Genomic DNA, 13,223 nt, shown 5'->3' on the forward strand with positions numbered 1-13,223 from the left:
TGACCTGCAAGCGAATGGTGCAGGCTCTTTGGCGCTGGCGGTGCGCACAGCGCACCCTACGGTATCGAGAGGGGTAGGGTGCGCCGTGCGCACCGAGGGCTCGAAGCTCGGTGTCTTACGGCACCAGGTAGTTCTTCACCCCGGTGAAGATGATCTGCGCGGCCAGGGCGCAGACGAACAGGCCCATCAACCGGCTGACGATCTGCAGGCCCTGGTCGCCGAGCAGGCGCTCGAACTGGTTGGAAAGGTACAGCACCACGCCCACGGTGAGGCTGGCGAGGAAGATCGCCGCCACGGCCACCAGCTTATCGTCCCAGTGTGGCTGGCTGGCGCCCATCAGCAGCAGGGCGCCGATGGTGCCGGGGCCGACGGTCAGGGGGATGGTCAGCGGCACGATGGTTACGTCCTGCTGCACGTTGTCTGTCTGCACCGCCGACTTGCCCTGGGCCATGCCGAGGGCGGAGATGAACAACACCGATCCCGCGCCGATACGGAAGGCGTCGATGGTGATGCCGAACAGGGTGAAGATGTGTTTGCCGAACAGGTACAGCAGCACGCTGGCGATCAGCGTCGCCAGCGCCACTTTCCAGGCCAGGCGCTTGCGCTCCTTGAGGGTGTAGCCGCGGCTGAGGCCGATGAAGCAGGAGAGGACGAAGAAGGGGCTGTAGAGCACCAGCATCTTCAGGTACAGGCTGAACAACTCGGACGCCATGGCGGCAGGCTCGCAGAAAGGCAGTGAAGGTAAAGAAGACTATCAGTGTGGCAGCGCATCACGCTGGCGACGCAGCTCGCGCTCGGCAATCCAGTGCTCGATCAGCTCGCGCAGTTGTGACAGCTCCACTGGCTTGGACATGTGGCCGTCCATGCCGACGGCACGCGCGCGTTCCTTGTGTTCGCTGAGGATATGCGCGGTCAGTGCTACCACCGGTGTACGCGGGCGTTTCTCGCTCTTTTCCCAGGCGCGCAGCTGTTCGGTGGCGGAGAAACCATCGAGCACCGGCATTTCACAGTCCATCAGCACCAGGTCGTAGGGCTGCGCTTTCATCGCGCTGAGGGCTTCCTCGCCGTTGCTGGCAGTGTCCGGCTTGAGGTTGAGCTTGCCGAGCATGCCGCGAATCACCTTGGTGGAGATGCTGTTGTCTTCGGCCACCAGAATGCGGAAGTCGGCCGGCACGTTCAGCGGCGTACTGACCGGAGTTGGCGCTGCTTGGGCGGGAGTGTCGTTGGGGCGCTGGGCCAGTTCATCGGCCAGGGTGGTCTTGAGCGTGTAGCCGGCCACCGGCTTGGCCAGGATGCGCTTGATCCCGGCGTTGCGTGCAATCACCTTGCTCGGCGCGTTGCTGATGCCGGTGAGCATGATGATCAGGATGTCGTGGTTGAGGCTCGGATCTTCCTTGATCTTGGCGGCCAGCTGCATGCCGGTCATGCCGGGCATGTCCTGGTCGAGCAGCACCGCATCGAAGTACTCGCGCATGTGCGCCTTGGTGCGCAGCAGGGCCAGAGCCTCCTTGCCGGAGGGCACGGCGCTGACCTGCATGCCCCAGGCGTTGCATTGCTGCATCAGCACCTTGCGGCAGGTGTCGTTGTCGTCCACTACCAGCAGGCGCGCGCCCTGTAGCGGGCTGTCGAGGTCGGCTTCCGGTTGTTCCAGACGGGCGGCGTCCAGCGGCAGGGTCAGCCACAGGGTCGTGCCCTGGTTGCCGCTGCCCTGTATACCGAACTCGCCGCCCATCAGACGCACCAACTGGCGCGCGATGATCAGGCCGAGGCGCCCGCCCAGGCGGGTGGCGGATAGGAAGTCGCGGCTCTGCAGTTCGGCGTTGAGCAGGGCGTCGCGTTCCTCTGGCAGCAGTGGACGACCGCTGTCCTGTACGGCGACGCGCAGACGATGTTGGCCGTCGCTGCTGTCGAGGGCGGCAACCAGCAGGATCTCGCCCTCGTCGGTCTGCTTGAAGGCGTTGTCCAGCAGGCTCAACAGGGCCTGGCGCAGGCGTGTCGGGTCACCGCTGATCACCCGTGGCACCTGTGGCTGGATGAAACTGATCAGCTCCACGCGCTGTTGTTCGGCCTTGGCGCGGAAGATGTCGAGGCAGTCTTCGATCAGCGCGCCGAGGTCGAACTGCACATCGTCCAGTTCGATCTGTCCGGACTCGAGCTTGGAAATGTCGAGGATTTCGTTGATCAGGGTGAGCAGTTCGTTGCCCGAGCTGTGGATGGTCTGCACGTAGTCGCGCTGCTTGGCCGACAACGGTGTGCCCAACAGCAGCTCGGTCATACCCAGCACGCCGTTCATTGGCGTGCGGATTTCATGGCTGATCTTGGCCAGGAACTCGGCCTTGGCTTTCAGCTCGGCACTGCTGGCAGCGAGGGCGGTGCTTTCCTGGAGCGTGTCGCGCTGGATCTGCCGCTGCCGCTCGGTCAGCGACACGCTGAGGATCAGACCGGCCAGGGTGGCAACGCTGAATACGCCCAGCACCAGCCAGCCCGGATTGAGCTGATCGAAGCCGAGCAGCACCGGCACGAAGAAACCGAAGCCCATGTTGAACACCAGCATGCCTAAGGCGATCAGGCGTGCCGGCTGGTAACCGGCGCGCCAGTGCAGGCCGCTTACCAGCAGCAGGTTGATCGCGCTCAGAGCCACCAGCAGGTAGACCAGCGAGCTGTACCAGAACAGACCGGTGACGACGATGCACAGCGCATAGCCCAGGAGCAGTAGAGCATTACCCCGCAGCAGGCGGTTCAGGGGGCTGTGCTGTACTGGCGTGCCGTGCATGAAGCTCAGGCCAAAGGCCAGGGCGCTGAAGGCAGCGAACAGGGCAGAGAGGTCGGCGATCAGGGACTGGTTGTAGCCCAGGCTGGGCAGCCATTGGGCGAAGATGCCGAGGTTGGCCGAGGAGCACACGGCGAGGCCGATGTTAACCCCGGCCAGCCAAAGGCCACTGGCGCTGCGGCTGTAGATGAAGCGGATGAGGTTGTACAGGGTCAGCAGCAGCAGAGCACCGAACAGCATGCCGTAGAGGTAGGCGGGTTTTTCCAGGCTGACCAGTTCGGCCTGATCCATCACCTTGAACCAGGTCATCAGCGGGTGGTTGGAGGTCAGGCGGACATAGGCGACGCGGGCCTGGCCGTCATTGGGCAACGGCATCAGGTAGAAGCGCGACGGCAGCGGTCGCGAATCCAGCGGCATGGCCTCGCCAGTGTGCAGGTTCTGCTCCAGCTGGCCATCTCTCAGCAGGTAGTAATCGAGGTACTGCACCCGTGGTGAAAAGATCCACAGCCAGGCGGGTTGCTGCTGCGGTGCGAACTCGGCACGCAGCCAGACAGCGTGATCACTGGGCGGGAAAGTAAAGGACTGTTTGCTGAGGGGTTTGAACTGTTGGCGCTGGGCGCGGACCTCTTCCAGGCCCAGGCGGGCGCTGGCGTCGACCAGATAGGACCAGCTGTGCGTGCCGGTAGGGGCTGTGTTCGCCGTGGCTGTCAGGGCAAGGCCAAGCAACAGCAAGCTGGCGAGTAGTCCGATGGCAATCCTGAGCCGGCGCACGGGCAAAATCCTTCTAAATGAGTGGCCGGATTATAGCCAAGCATTTGCTCGAGCGAATACGGCACAAACAGCGATTTTGCCTTGTTTGTGCCGCATTTTCGCTCAAACGATCAGCTCTCGCCGCGCTCGCGGGCGATGGCCCGATAGCCGATGTCGTTACGATGGAACATGCCATTCCAACGAATCTTCTCGGCCAGGCGGTAGGCCTGCTGCTGGGCATCGGCGACGCTGGCGCCGATGGCGGTGGCGCACAGAACGCGGCCACCGGCGGTGACGATCTGGCCGTCCTTCAGCGCGGTGCCGGCGTGGAATACCTTGCCGTCGAGCTTGGCGGCTTCATCCAGGCCTTCGATCACGTCGCCCTTGGCGTAGTCGCCCGGGTAGCCACCGGCAGCCAGTACCACGCCCACGGTCGGACGTGGGTCCCAGGTGGCTTCGACTTTGTCCAGGGCCTTGGCCAGGGCGGCCTCGACCAGCAGCACCAGGGAGCTTTCCAGGCGGCACATGATCGGTTGGGTTTCCGGGTCGCCGAAGCGGCAGTTGAACTCGATGACCTTGGGCTTGCCGGCCTTGTCGATCATCAGACCGGCATAGAGGAAGCCGGTGTAGACGTTACCTTCGCTGGCCATGCCGCGCACGGTCGGGTAGATCACCTCGTCCATCACGCGCTTGTGCACCTCGGCGGTGACCACCGGCGCAGGCGAGTACGCGCCCATACCGCCGGTGTTCGGGCCGCTGTCGCCGTCGCCAACGCGCTTGTGGTCCTGACTGGTGGCCATCGGCAGCACGTTCTCGCCGTCGACCATGACGATGAAGCTGGCCTCTTCGCCGTCGAGGAATTCTTCGATCACCACGCGCGAACCGGCTTCACCGAAGGCATTGCCGGCGAGCATGTCGCGCACTGCGTCTTCGGCTTCCTGCAAGGTCATGGCGACGATCACGCCCTTGCCTGCGGCCAGGCCATCGGCCTTGATCACGATCGGTGCGCCTTTCTCACGCAGGTAAGCCAGCGCCGGCTCGATTTCGGTGAAGTTCTGGTAGTCAGCGGTGGGGATCTGCTGGCGCGCCAGGAAGTCCTTGGTGAAGGCCTTGGAGCCTTCCAGCTGGGCGGCGGCAGCGGTGGGGCCGAAGATGTCCAGCTTACGGCTGCGGAACAGATCGACCACACCTTTGACCAGCGGCGCTTCCGGGCCAACGATGGTCAGTTGCACGTTCTTCTCGGCGAAGTCGGCCAGCTGTTCGATGGCCAGTACGTCAATGGCGACGTTCTCGCATTTGGCTTCGGTGGCGGTGCCAGCATTGCCCGGGGCGATGAAGACCTTCTCGACGCGCTTGTCCTGCGCCACTTTCCAGGCCAGGGCGTGTTCGCGGCCGCCGCTGCCGATGATCAATACGTTCATAAGTCTCTCCCAATGGAGGCGGGCCGGTGGCCCGCTTGGTGGATAGGAAAAGCGCTATCCACCCTACGAAATAAGGTTGGCGTAGGGCGGATGGCCGAAGCCATCCACCAGCCAATCAATGGCGGAAGTGACGCATGCCGGTAAACACCATCGCGATACCGGCTTCATCGGCAGCCGCGATCACCTCGTTGTCGCGCATCGAGCCACCCGGCTGGATCACCGCGGTGATGCCGGCCTTGGCGGCATTGTCGATGCCGTCGCGGAACGGGAAGAAGGCGTCCGAGGCCATCACCGCGCCCGGTACCGGCAGGCCAGCGTGCTCGGCCTTGATGCCAGCGATGCGGGCGGAGTTGACACGGCTCATCTGGCCGGCGCCGACGCCGACGGTCTGACGGTTCTTGGCGTAGACGATGGCGTTGGATTTGACGAACTTGGCCACTTTCCAGGCGAAGATCAGGTCGTGGATTTCCTGCTCGCTCGGCGCGCGCTGGGTGACGATCTTCAGGTCTTCTGCCTTGATCATGCCGATGTCGCGGCTCTGTACCAGCAGACCGCCATTGACGCGCTTGAAGTCCCAGCCCGCAGCGCGCTCGGCCGGCCATTCGCCACATTCGAGCAGGCGCACGTTGGCCTTGGCTGCCACCACTTCACGAGCGGCAGCGCTGATTTTCGGGGCGATGATCACTTCGACGAACTGACGCTCGACGATGGCCTGGGCGGTTTCACCGTCCAGTTCGCGGTTGAAGGCGATGATGCCGCCGAAGGCGGATTCGGTGTCGGTGGCGTAGGCCAGGTCGTAGGCCTTGCGGATGCCGCCTTCGTCTTCCGGTACCACGGCCACGCCGCACGGGTTGGCGTGCTTGACGATGACGCAGGCCGGCTTGACGAAGCTCTTCACGCACTCCAGCGCTGCGTCGGTGTCGGCGACGTTGTTGAACGACAGTTCCTTGCCCTGCAGTTGCGCGGCGGTGGACACGCTGGCCTCGCCTTTCTTCGCCTCGACGTAGAACGCCGCGCTCTGGTGCGGGTTCTCGCCGTAGCGCATTTCCTGCGCCTTGATGAACTGGCTGTTGAAGGTGCGCGGGAAGGCGCCACGGCCTTCGGTAGACAGGGTATCTGCTGCCTGGTCGATGGTGCCCAGGTAGTTGGCGATCATGCCGTCATAGGCCGCGGTGTGTTCGAAGGCCTTCAGGGCCAGGTCGAAACGCTGGGCGTAGCTCAGACCGCCGGCCTTGAGGGAGGCGACGATGCCAGCGTAGTCGCCGGTGTTGACCACGATGGCCACGTCTTTGTGGTTCTTCGCCGCCGAACGGACCATGGTCGGGCCGCCGATGTCGATGTTCTCGATGGCGTCGGCCAGGTCGCAATCAGGCTTGGCCACGGTGGCTTCGAAGGGGTAGAGGTTGACCGCCACCAGGTCGATCGGCTTGATGCCGTGCTCGTCCATCACTGCGCCGTCCAGGGCGCGACGACCGAGGATGCCGCCGTGAATCTTCGGGTGCAGGGTCTTCACGCGGCCGTCCATCATCTCCGGGAAACCGGTGTAGTCAGCCACTTCCACTGCGGCTACGCCGTTGTCCTTGAGCAGCTTGTAGGTACCACCGGTGGAGAGAATCTCGACACCGAGGGCGGCCAGTTCGCGAGCGAATTCGAGGACGCCAGTCTTGTCGGAAACGCTGATCAGCGCGCGGCGCACGGGCAGAAGGGTGGTCTGGTCGGTCATTTCACTATCCATCAGAGCGGGGATATCAGCAAAAAAGGCGGCTCATGCGGGCCGCCCTTTTCGGGAGTTCGGGGTTACAGCAGATCGTACTGCTTGAGCTTCTTGCGCAGCGTGCCACGGTTCAGGCCGAGCAGCTCGGAAGCCTTGGTCTGGTTACCTTTCACGTGATTCATGACGGTTTCCAGCAGCGGCGCTTCGACTTCGGTGAGCACCAGGTTGTACACGTCGGTGACGTCCGCGCCCTCGAGGTGGGCGAAGTAATTGTGCAGCGCCTTCTCCACGGCGCCGCGCAGGGTCTGACCCTCTTCGCTCGGCGTGTTCAGGTGCTGTTTAAGGCTGGTGTTGTCACTCACGGGTGCAATTCCACTCACTAGGGTCTCTGTCATCAACGTCATGCGGCCACCTCGTTTCCATCGTTATGCCGTTCGCTGAAGAACTCGCGAACGTTGGCGCACTGTGCGTCCGTACTGTCCAGACGGTTGAACTGGGCGCGAAACTCCCTGGCGCCCGGCAGGGTTGCGAGATACCAGCCGACATGCTTGCGGGCGATGCGTACGCCCATCAATTCGCCGTAGAAGGCGTGCAGTGCGGCCAGGTGTTCCAGCAGGATGCGTTCCACTTCGAGCAGGCTCGGTGCCGGCAGGGTTTCGCCGGTACGCAGGTAGTGCTCGATTTCACGGAATATCCATGGCCGCCCCTGGGCGGCACGGCCAATGAGTAGGGCGTCGGCGCCGGTGGCGTCGAGCACGGCCTTGGCTTTTTGTGGGGAGTCGATGTCGCCGTTGGCGAACACCGGAATCGATACCGCCTGCTTGATGGCGGCGATGGTGTCGTACTCGGCTTCGCCGGTATACAGATCGGCGCGGGTACGACCGTGGACGGAAAGCGCAGCAATGCCAGCATCTTCGGCGATCTTCGCTACAGTGATGCCGTTCTTGTTCTGCCGATCCCAGCCAGTGCGAATCTTCAGGGTCACCGGCACGTCCACCGCACCGACTACCGCATCGAGGATTTCACGTACCAAGGGCTCGTCACGCAGCAGCGCGGAGCCGGCGGCCTTGTTGCAGACCTTCTTGGCCGGGCAACCCATGTTGATATCAATGATCTGCGCGCCCAACTCGACGTTCTTGCGCGCCGCGTCGGCCATCATCTGCGGGTCGCCGCCGGCGATCTGTACCGAACGCGGCTCGGGATCACCGGCGTGCATCAAACGCAGGCTGGACTTGCGGCTGTTCCACAGGCGCACATCGCTGGTGACCATCTCCGACACCACCAGGCCAGCGCCGAGACGGCGGCACAGTTGGCGGAACGGACGATCGGTGACGCCGGCCATGGGAGCCAGGATCAACCGATTGGGCAATGTGTAGGGGCCAATACGTGGGGCCGACATGGGGCGTCCCTGCTTGTTGGTGCGCAGTTGAGACAAAGGGCGATCAACACCTGGCCTCCACTGTGTCCTCAGGGGAAACGATGGTGGTTCGGTGCTCGCGAAAGGGTGGGCATGATACCCGCTCTGGATGACCGGATAAAGGTCGTTTTGAACAAATTCTGAACAGCTATGGGCTTATCGCCAGTAGTTAGATGGGCGGCCTGCGACCACTGGTCGCGCCGTCTTTGGGCTACTCGGGCGAGTGGAAGCTGAGGCTGTAATTGACCGCGCGAGGGCCGGGGTCGAGGATGTCCAGCGAGATGTGAATGGGCGTCTGCGGCGGCATTTCGCTCTGCCCGGCCAGCTCGCCGGCAAGGTATTCGCTGGGCTTGAAGCGACGGCTGGCGACCAGTTGCCCACCCAGGTCGGCGAAGCGCATTTCCAGCAGCGGGAAGGGTTGGGCGAACGGCGCGCGGTTGTAGAGGATGGCGTCGACGATCAGCGCGCCGGAGAACTCCGGGTGGCTGCGCACTACCAGGTTGCTGCTGCGAATCTGGCTGATGTCGACTTTCGACGGCAGGCTGCAACCGATGTTCGGGCACAGCTGTTCGAACCAGGGGCGATAACGGTCCTGGCGTGCCAGTTCGTCGAAGTTGTAGGCCGCGTACTGCGCGAGCAGGCCGCCCACCGCCAGCAGATTGAGCAGGCCCCAGCCGAACACGCGACCCCAGGACGTGCCCTGTGGCTGGCGCCAGTCGAGTTGCAAGGGCTCGTCGTCCAGTTCGAACAGGCGCTCCTCGCGCAGGCCCGGCTCGTTACGCGCTACCTTGGGGTCTTCACGTTCCGTGCGCTGGTCTTCGTCTTGTCGCTCCGGCTCGTCCTGCTCGTCATCGAGATCACCCAGGCGCGGCTCGTCGGCTTCGTCGAGGTCGTCGGCGATGGGCTGCTGCTTGCGGGGTGTGGCGGGGGTGAACTCAATGGCGGCTTTGGGCTCCGGTGCAAGTGCGGGCTCTGGCTGTTCCTCGGTAGGCTGCAATTCGAAGCTGTCGCGCTCGCGCTTGACTGGTTCGTCGCGCAGCAGGGCTTCGGCCCAGGCTTCGTCGTGCGCATCTTCGTGTTCATCTGTCGCGCGGCTGCCGAAGTTCTCGGCATAGCGCGGCGCCTGTTCCAGTGCGAGGAACTGTTGTGACAGCTGTTGTTCCTGCTCTTCCAGTCTGGCCAGTTCCTCATCGAGGTCGAGGCTGTCCAGATCAAGATCGTCATGGATCCACAGGGTATCGTCGGCAGGCTTGGTCGCTGGCTGCTTGCTGGTGTCGGGTTGGGCCTTGAGCGGAGCACTTACCACGTTAGCTGCCGCTGCCGCTGGCGCAGGTGTGCTCGCACGGTGGCCGAACAATTGCTCTGCCGCGTTGAACACGTGCAGGCAGGCGCCGCAGCGTACGGCGCCATGGGCAGCAGCCAGCTGCGCCTGACTGACGCGGAAGCTGGTGCGGCAATTGGGGCACTGGGTGACGTGGCTTTCGCTCATGCGCGGGTCCGGAAAATCCAAGCAGCTAGTCTAACGCAACGACTGCGCGCGGTTCAGTGCTTGACGCCGCTGATGCGCACCCAGCCGTCCTTGACGGCCGTTGGGTCGAGGTCGAACGCACCTGCGTAGGCGGCGCGGACTTCCTCGGCCTGTTCGGCGAGGATACCCGACAGCGCCAGGCGTCCACCGCCTTTGACCAGCGCGGTGATCTGAGGTGCCAGGGAAACCAGCGGGCCAGCGAGGATGTTGGCGACGACCACGTCGGCGGGTTGTTGCGGCATGTCGGCGGGCAGATAGACCGGGAAGCGGGCAGGGTCGATACCGTTGCGCGAGGCATTGTCGCGCGAAGCTTCCAGGGCCTGCGGGTCGATATCGGTGCCCACTGCCTGCGGTGCGCCGAGCAGCAGGGCAGCGATGGCGAGGATGCCTGAGCCGCAACCGAAGTCGATCACGCTGCAGTTATCGAGCTTCTGACTGTCGAGCCATTCCAGGCACAGTGCGGTGGTCGGGTGAGTGCCGGTGCCGAAGGCCAGGCCCGGATCGAGCAGCAGGTTCACCGCATCCGGTTCCGGGGCGGCGTGCCAGCTCGGTACGATCCACAGGCGCTGGCCAAAGCGCATCGGCTGGAAGCCATCCATCCAGCTGCGCTCCCAGTCCTGATCCTCGATACGCTCGACATGATGCTCCGGCAGTGCGCCACCACACAGCAGTTGCAGGTGGGCAAGCAGCGCGGTTTCGTCGGTGTCGGCTTCGAACAGGGCCAGCAGGTGGGTGTTCGACCACAGCGGCGTGGTGCCCAGGTCCGGCTCGAAGATCGGCTGATCTTCGGCATCCATGAAGGTTACCGACACGGCGCCGACCTCCAGCAGGGCGTCCTCGTAGGTTTCTGCCTGCTCAGGTGTGATGGCGAGACGGACTTGTAACCAGGGCATGAGAAACCTCGAAAGCATGTGGAACGGTTTGGCCGCGCAGCTTACTTGAACGGATGGCCGGCCGGCCAGTTCGGCTATCGGCCGGAAACGACAAGGGCCGCCCGAGGGCAGCCCTTGTGTAGCACTTCAGTCATGACCTCGCGAGCTAGAGCGAGACAAGGCAAAAACGGTCGAGGGAGCGGAGCTTACATTTGTAAGTGAGCATTACTCGTTCCACTCGCCCTTCGGGCCGCGCTAAAGCGCGTTAGCTGCAAGCAGCTTGCCGAGATCGTTTTTAACGCCGTATCGCCGACGCGCAGCAGGTCATGGACTCAGTGCTTGTCCATACCCAGTTTCTTTTCCAGGTAATGGATGTTGACGCCACCTTTGACGAAACCCTTGTCGCGGGTCAGGTCGCGGTGCAGTGGCACGTTGGTCTTGATGCCGTCGACCACGATCTCGTCCAGGGCATTGCGCATGCGCGCCATGGCTTCGTCGCGGTCCTTGCCGAAGGTGATCAGCTTGCCGATCAGCGAGTCGTAGTGCGGCGGGACGCTGTAGCCGCTGTACAGGTGCGAGTCGACGCGAACGCCATTACCGCCCGGAGCATGGAAATGCTTGACCTTGCCTGGGCTGGGCATGAAGTTGTCCGGGTCTTCGGCGTTGATCCGGCACTCGACCGAGTGACCAAGGATCTTCACGTCTTCCTGCTTGATCGACAGCGGGTTGCCAGCGGCGATGCTGAGCATCTCCTTGACGATGTCGATGCCAGTGACCATCTCGGTGACCGGATGCTCCACCTGTACGCGGGTGTTCATCTCGATGAAGTAGAAACGACCGTCTTCATAGAGGAACTCGAAGGTGCCGGCGCCACGGTAGCCGATCTCGACGCAGGCATCGACGCAGCGCTTGAGCACTTCGGCGCGGGCCTTCTCGTCGATCAGCGGGGCCGGAGCCTCTTCGATCACCTTCTGGTGACGGCGTTGCAGCGAGCAGTCACGGTCATACAGGTGAATCGCGTTGCCCTGGCCGTCGGACAGCACCTGGACTTCCACGTGACGCGGGTTGCCGAGGAATTTTTCCAGATAGACCATCGGGTTGCCGAACGCTGCACCGGCTTCGGTGCGGGTCAGCTTGGCCGATTTGATCAGGTCTTCTTCCTTGTGCACCACGCGCATGCCGCGACCACCACCGCCACCAGCGGCCTTGATGATCACCGGATAGCCGACTTCACGGGCGATACGCAGGGCTTCTTCCTCGTCTTCCGGCAGCGGACCGTCGGAGCCGGGAACCACCGGTACGCCGGACTTGATCATGGCGTTCTTGGCCGACACCTTGTCGCCCATCAGGCGGATCACGCTGGCGGTCGGGCCGATGAAGGCGAAACCGGAGTTCTCCACCTGTTCGGCGAAGTCGGCGTTCTCGGCGAGGAAGCCGTAGCCCGGGTGGATGCCCGTGGCTCCGGTCAGCTCAGCGGCGCTGATGATTGCCGGGATGTTCAGGTAGGACTGTGCGCCAGGTGCCGGACCAATGCAGACGGACTCGTCGGCCAGGCCCAGGTGCATCAGTTCGCGGTCGGCGGTGGAGTGCACGGCCACCGTCTTGATACCCAGCTCCTTGCAGGCGCGCAGGATACGCAGGGCGATTTCGCCACGGTTGGCGATAAGGACTTTTTCCAGCTTCTGCATTGCAGGCTCCCCGTGCATCAAACGATGGTGAACAGGGGTTGGTCGTACTCAACCGGCTGGCCGTTTTCCACCAGGATGGATTCGATCACACCGCTGGCTTCGGCTTCGATGTGGTTCATCATCTTCATCGCTTCGACGATGCAGAGGATGTCGCCTTTCTTCACGGTCTGACCGACTTCGACGAAGTTGGCAGAGGTCGGCGAAGCGGCGCGGTAGAAGGTACCGACCATCGGCGAGCGAGCAACGGTGCCGTTCAGCTTCGGTGCGGCGGCCGGAGCTGCTTCAGCGCCCGGAGCGGCTGCGGCGACAGGCGCTGCTACCGGAGCTGGGGCTGGTGCGTACATCGGCTGCGGGGCATAGGCCGGTTGTTTGCTGTGACGGCTGATGCGTACGGACTCTTCGCCCTCTTTGATCTCCAGCTCGTCGATACCGGACTCTTCCAGCAGCTCGATCAGTTTCTTGACTTTACGGATATCCATGAATGGTCAACTCCCAGAGGTGAGGTAGGACTTGTCTACCAGGCTACGCGTCAGGCGCGCCCGGTCAGTTGTTCGAGTGCCGCTTCCAGGGCCAGCCGATAACCGCTGGCGCCAAGGCCGCAGATCACCCCTACTGCAACGTCGGAGAAGTAGGAGTGATGGCGGAAAGGTTCACGCTTGTGCACGTTGGACAGGTGCACTTCGATGAATGGGATGCTCACTGCCAGCAATGCGTCACGTAATGCGACGCTTGTATGGGTAAAAGCGGCGGGATTGATCAGGATAAAGTCGACGCCTTCACCCTTTGCGGCGTGAATGCGGTCGATCAGTTCGTATTCGGCATTGCTCTGCAGGTACAGCAGATGATGGCCAGCCTCGCGTGCGCGCTGCTCCAGATCCTGGTTGATTTCGGCGAGGGTGGTGGCGCCATATTTGTCGGGCTCACGGGTGCCCAGCAGATTCAGATTGGGGCCGTGTAGCACCAGTAGGGTGGCCATAGTCGCGTTCCTTGTTGTTCGGGCTGCGCAGGACTATGCCGCAGCTGCGCGATGTCAGCAATAGTCGACACGATGCCTGCTGTTTGC

Annotated in this window: 11 protein-coding genes; all 11 read right to left on the minus strand. The window is 63.2% G+C overall.

All coding sequences use genetic code 11. The features are described from left to right. Positions 1-115: 115 nt before the first annotated feature. The 11 genes from CXP40_RS03350 to aroQ all read right to left on the minus strand — a co-directional run bounded on the left by CXP40_RS03350 (position 116) and on the right by aroQ (position 13,136). Complete coding sequence (locus tag CXP40_RS03350; RefSeq protein ID WP_074936284.1) at positions 116-712, minus strand: MarC family protein; 597 nt, start codon at positions 710-712, stop codon at positions 116-118. 42 nt (positions 713-754) lie between these two features. Next, positions 755-3,541, minus strand: coding sequence for a hybrid sensor histidine kinase/response regulator (locus tag CXP40_RS03355; RefSeq protein ID WP_106732576.1), 2,787 nt, complete (start codon positions 3,539-3,541; stop codon positions 755-757). Positions 3,542-3,651: 110 nt separating this feature from the next. Continuing rightward, complete coding sequence (gene purD, locus CXP40_RS03360; protein ID WP_106732577.1) at positions 3,652-4,941, minus strand: phosphoribosylamine--glycine ligase; 1,290 nt, start codon at positions 4,939-4,941, stop codon at positions 3,652-3,654. A 115-nt stretch (positions 4,942-5,056) separates the two neighbouring features. After that, entirely contained in the window at positions 5,057-6,664 is a 1,608-nt protein-coding gene (gene purH / locus CXP40_RS03365; protein ID WP_106732578.1) for a bifunctional phosphoribosylaminoimidazolecarboxamide formyltransferase/IMP cyclohydrolase, read from the minus strand. A gap of 74 nt (positions 6,665-6,738) precedes the next feature. Next, positions 6,739-7,059, minus strand: a complete 321-nt coding sequence (gene fis, locus CXP40_RS03370) for a DNA-binding transcriptional regulator Fis (RefSeq protein ID WP_003242613.1) — start codon at positions 7,057-7,059, stop codon at positions 6,739-6,741. After that, positions 7,056-8,054: a tRNA dihydrouridine synthase DusB gene (gene dusB, locus CXP40_RS03375; RefSeq protein ID WP_106732579.1), complete on the minus strand. Its 999-nt coding sequence runs from the start codon at positions 8,052-8,054 to the stop codon at positions 7,056-7,058. Before dusB ends, fis begins: the two co-directional genes overlap by 4 nt. A 229-nt stretch (positions 8,055-8,283) precedes the next feature. Further along, positions 8,284-9,561 carry a DUF3426 domain-containing protein gene (locus CXP40_RS03380; protein WP_106732580.1) on the minus strand — a complete coding sequence of 426 codons (1,278 nt, stop codon included), beginning with the start codon at positions 9,559-9,561 and terminating at the stop codon, positions 8,284-8,286. Between the two features lie 53 nt (positions 9,562-9,614). Next, positions 9,615-10,493, minus strand: a complete 879-nt coding sequence (prmA, locus tag CXP40_RS03385) for a 50S ribosomal protein L11 methyltransferase (protein WP_106732581.1) — start codon at positions 10,491-10,493, stop codon at positions 9,615-9,617. A 311-nt stretch (positions 10,494-10,804) separates the two neighbouring features. Then, a complete protein-coding gene (gene accC / locus CXP40_RS03390; protein ID WP_099522632.1) occupies positions 10,805-12,160 on the minus strand; it encodes an acetyl-CoA carboxylase biotin carboxylase subunit in 1,356 nt (451 codons plus the stop codon). Between the two features lie 17 nt (positions 12,161-12,177). After that, complete coding sequence (accB, locus tag CXP40_RS03395) at positions 12,178-12,639, minus strand: acetyl-CoA carboxylase biotin carboxyl carrier protein (RefSeq protein WP_106732582.1); 462 nt, start codon at positions 12,637-12,639, stop codon at positions 12,178-12,180. A 50-nt stretch (positions 12,640-12,689) separates the two neighbouring features. Continuing rightward, complete coding sequence (gene aroQ, locus CXP40_RS03400; protein ID WP_024306841.1) at positions 12,690-13,136, minus strand: type II 3-dehydroquinate dehydratase; 447 nt, start codon at positions 13,134-13,136, stop codon at positions 12,690-12,692. Between the last annotated feature and the right edge of the window lie 87 nt (positions 13,137-13,223).

The organism is Pseudomonas sp. YY-1 (assembly GCF_002843095.1).
In the GTDB taxonomy this organism is placed as follows: domain Bacteria; phylum Pseudomonadota; class Gammaproteobacteria; order Pseudomonadales; family Pseudomonadaceae; genus Aquipseudomonas; species Aquipseudomonas sediminis_A.

What these genes read in the sequence shown, in the direction of transcription:
- CXP40_RS03350 (WP_074936284.1), bottom strand. Translation starts at nt 712, where the DNA reads ATGGCGTCCGAGTTGTTCAGCCTGTACCTGAAGATGCTGGTGCTCTAC.
- purD (WP_106732577.1), bottom strand. Translation starts at nt 4,941, where the DNA reads ATGAACGTATTGATCATCGGCAGCGGCGGCCGCGAACACGCCCTGGCC.
- purH (WP_106732578.1), bottom strand. Translation starts at nt 6,664, where the DNA reads ATGACCGACCAGACCACCCTTCTGCCCGTGCGCCGCGCGCTGATCAGC.
- fis (WP_003242613.1), bottom strand. Translation starts at nt 7,059, where the DNA reads ATGACGTTGATGACAGAGACCCTAGTGAGTGGAATTGCACCCGTGAGT.
- dusB (WP_106732579.1), bottom strand. Translation starts at nt 8,054, where the DNA reads ATGTCGGCCCCACGTATTGGCCCCTACACATTGCCCAATCGGTTGATC.
- CXP40_RS03380 (WP_106732580.1), bottom strand. Translation starts at nt 9,561, where the DNA reads ATGAGCGAAAGCCACGTCACCCAGTGCCCCAATTGCCGCACCAGCTTC.
- prmA (WP_106732581.1), bottom strand. Translation starts at nt 10,493, where the DNA reads ATGCCCTGGTTACAAGTCCGTCTCGCCATCACACCTGAGCAGGCAGAA.
- accC (WP_099522632.1), bottom strand. Translation starts at nt 12,160, where the DNA reads ATGCAGAAGCTGGAAAAAGTCCTTATCGCCAACCGTGGCGAAATCGCC.
- accB (WP_106732582.1), bottom strand. Translation starts at nt 12,639, where the DNA reads ATGGATATCCGTAAAGTCAAGAAACTGATCGAGCTGCTGGAAGAGTCC.
- aroQ (WP_024306841.1), bottom strand. Translation starts at nt 13,136, where the DNA reads ATGGCCACCCTACTGGTGCTACACGGCCCCAATCTGAATCTGCTGGGC.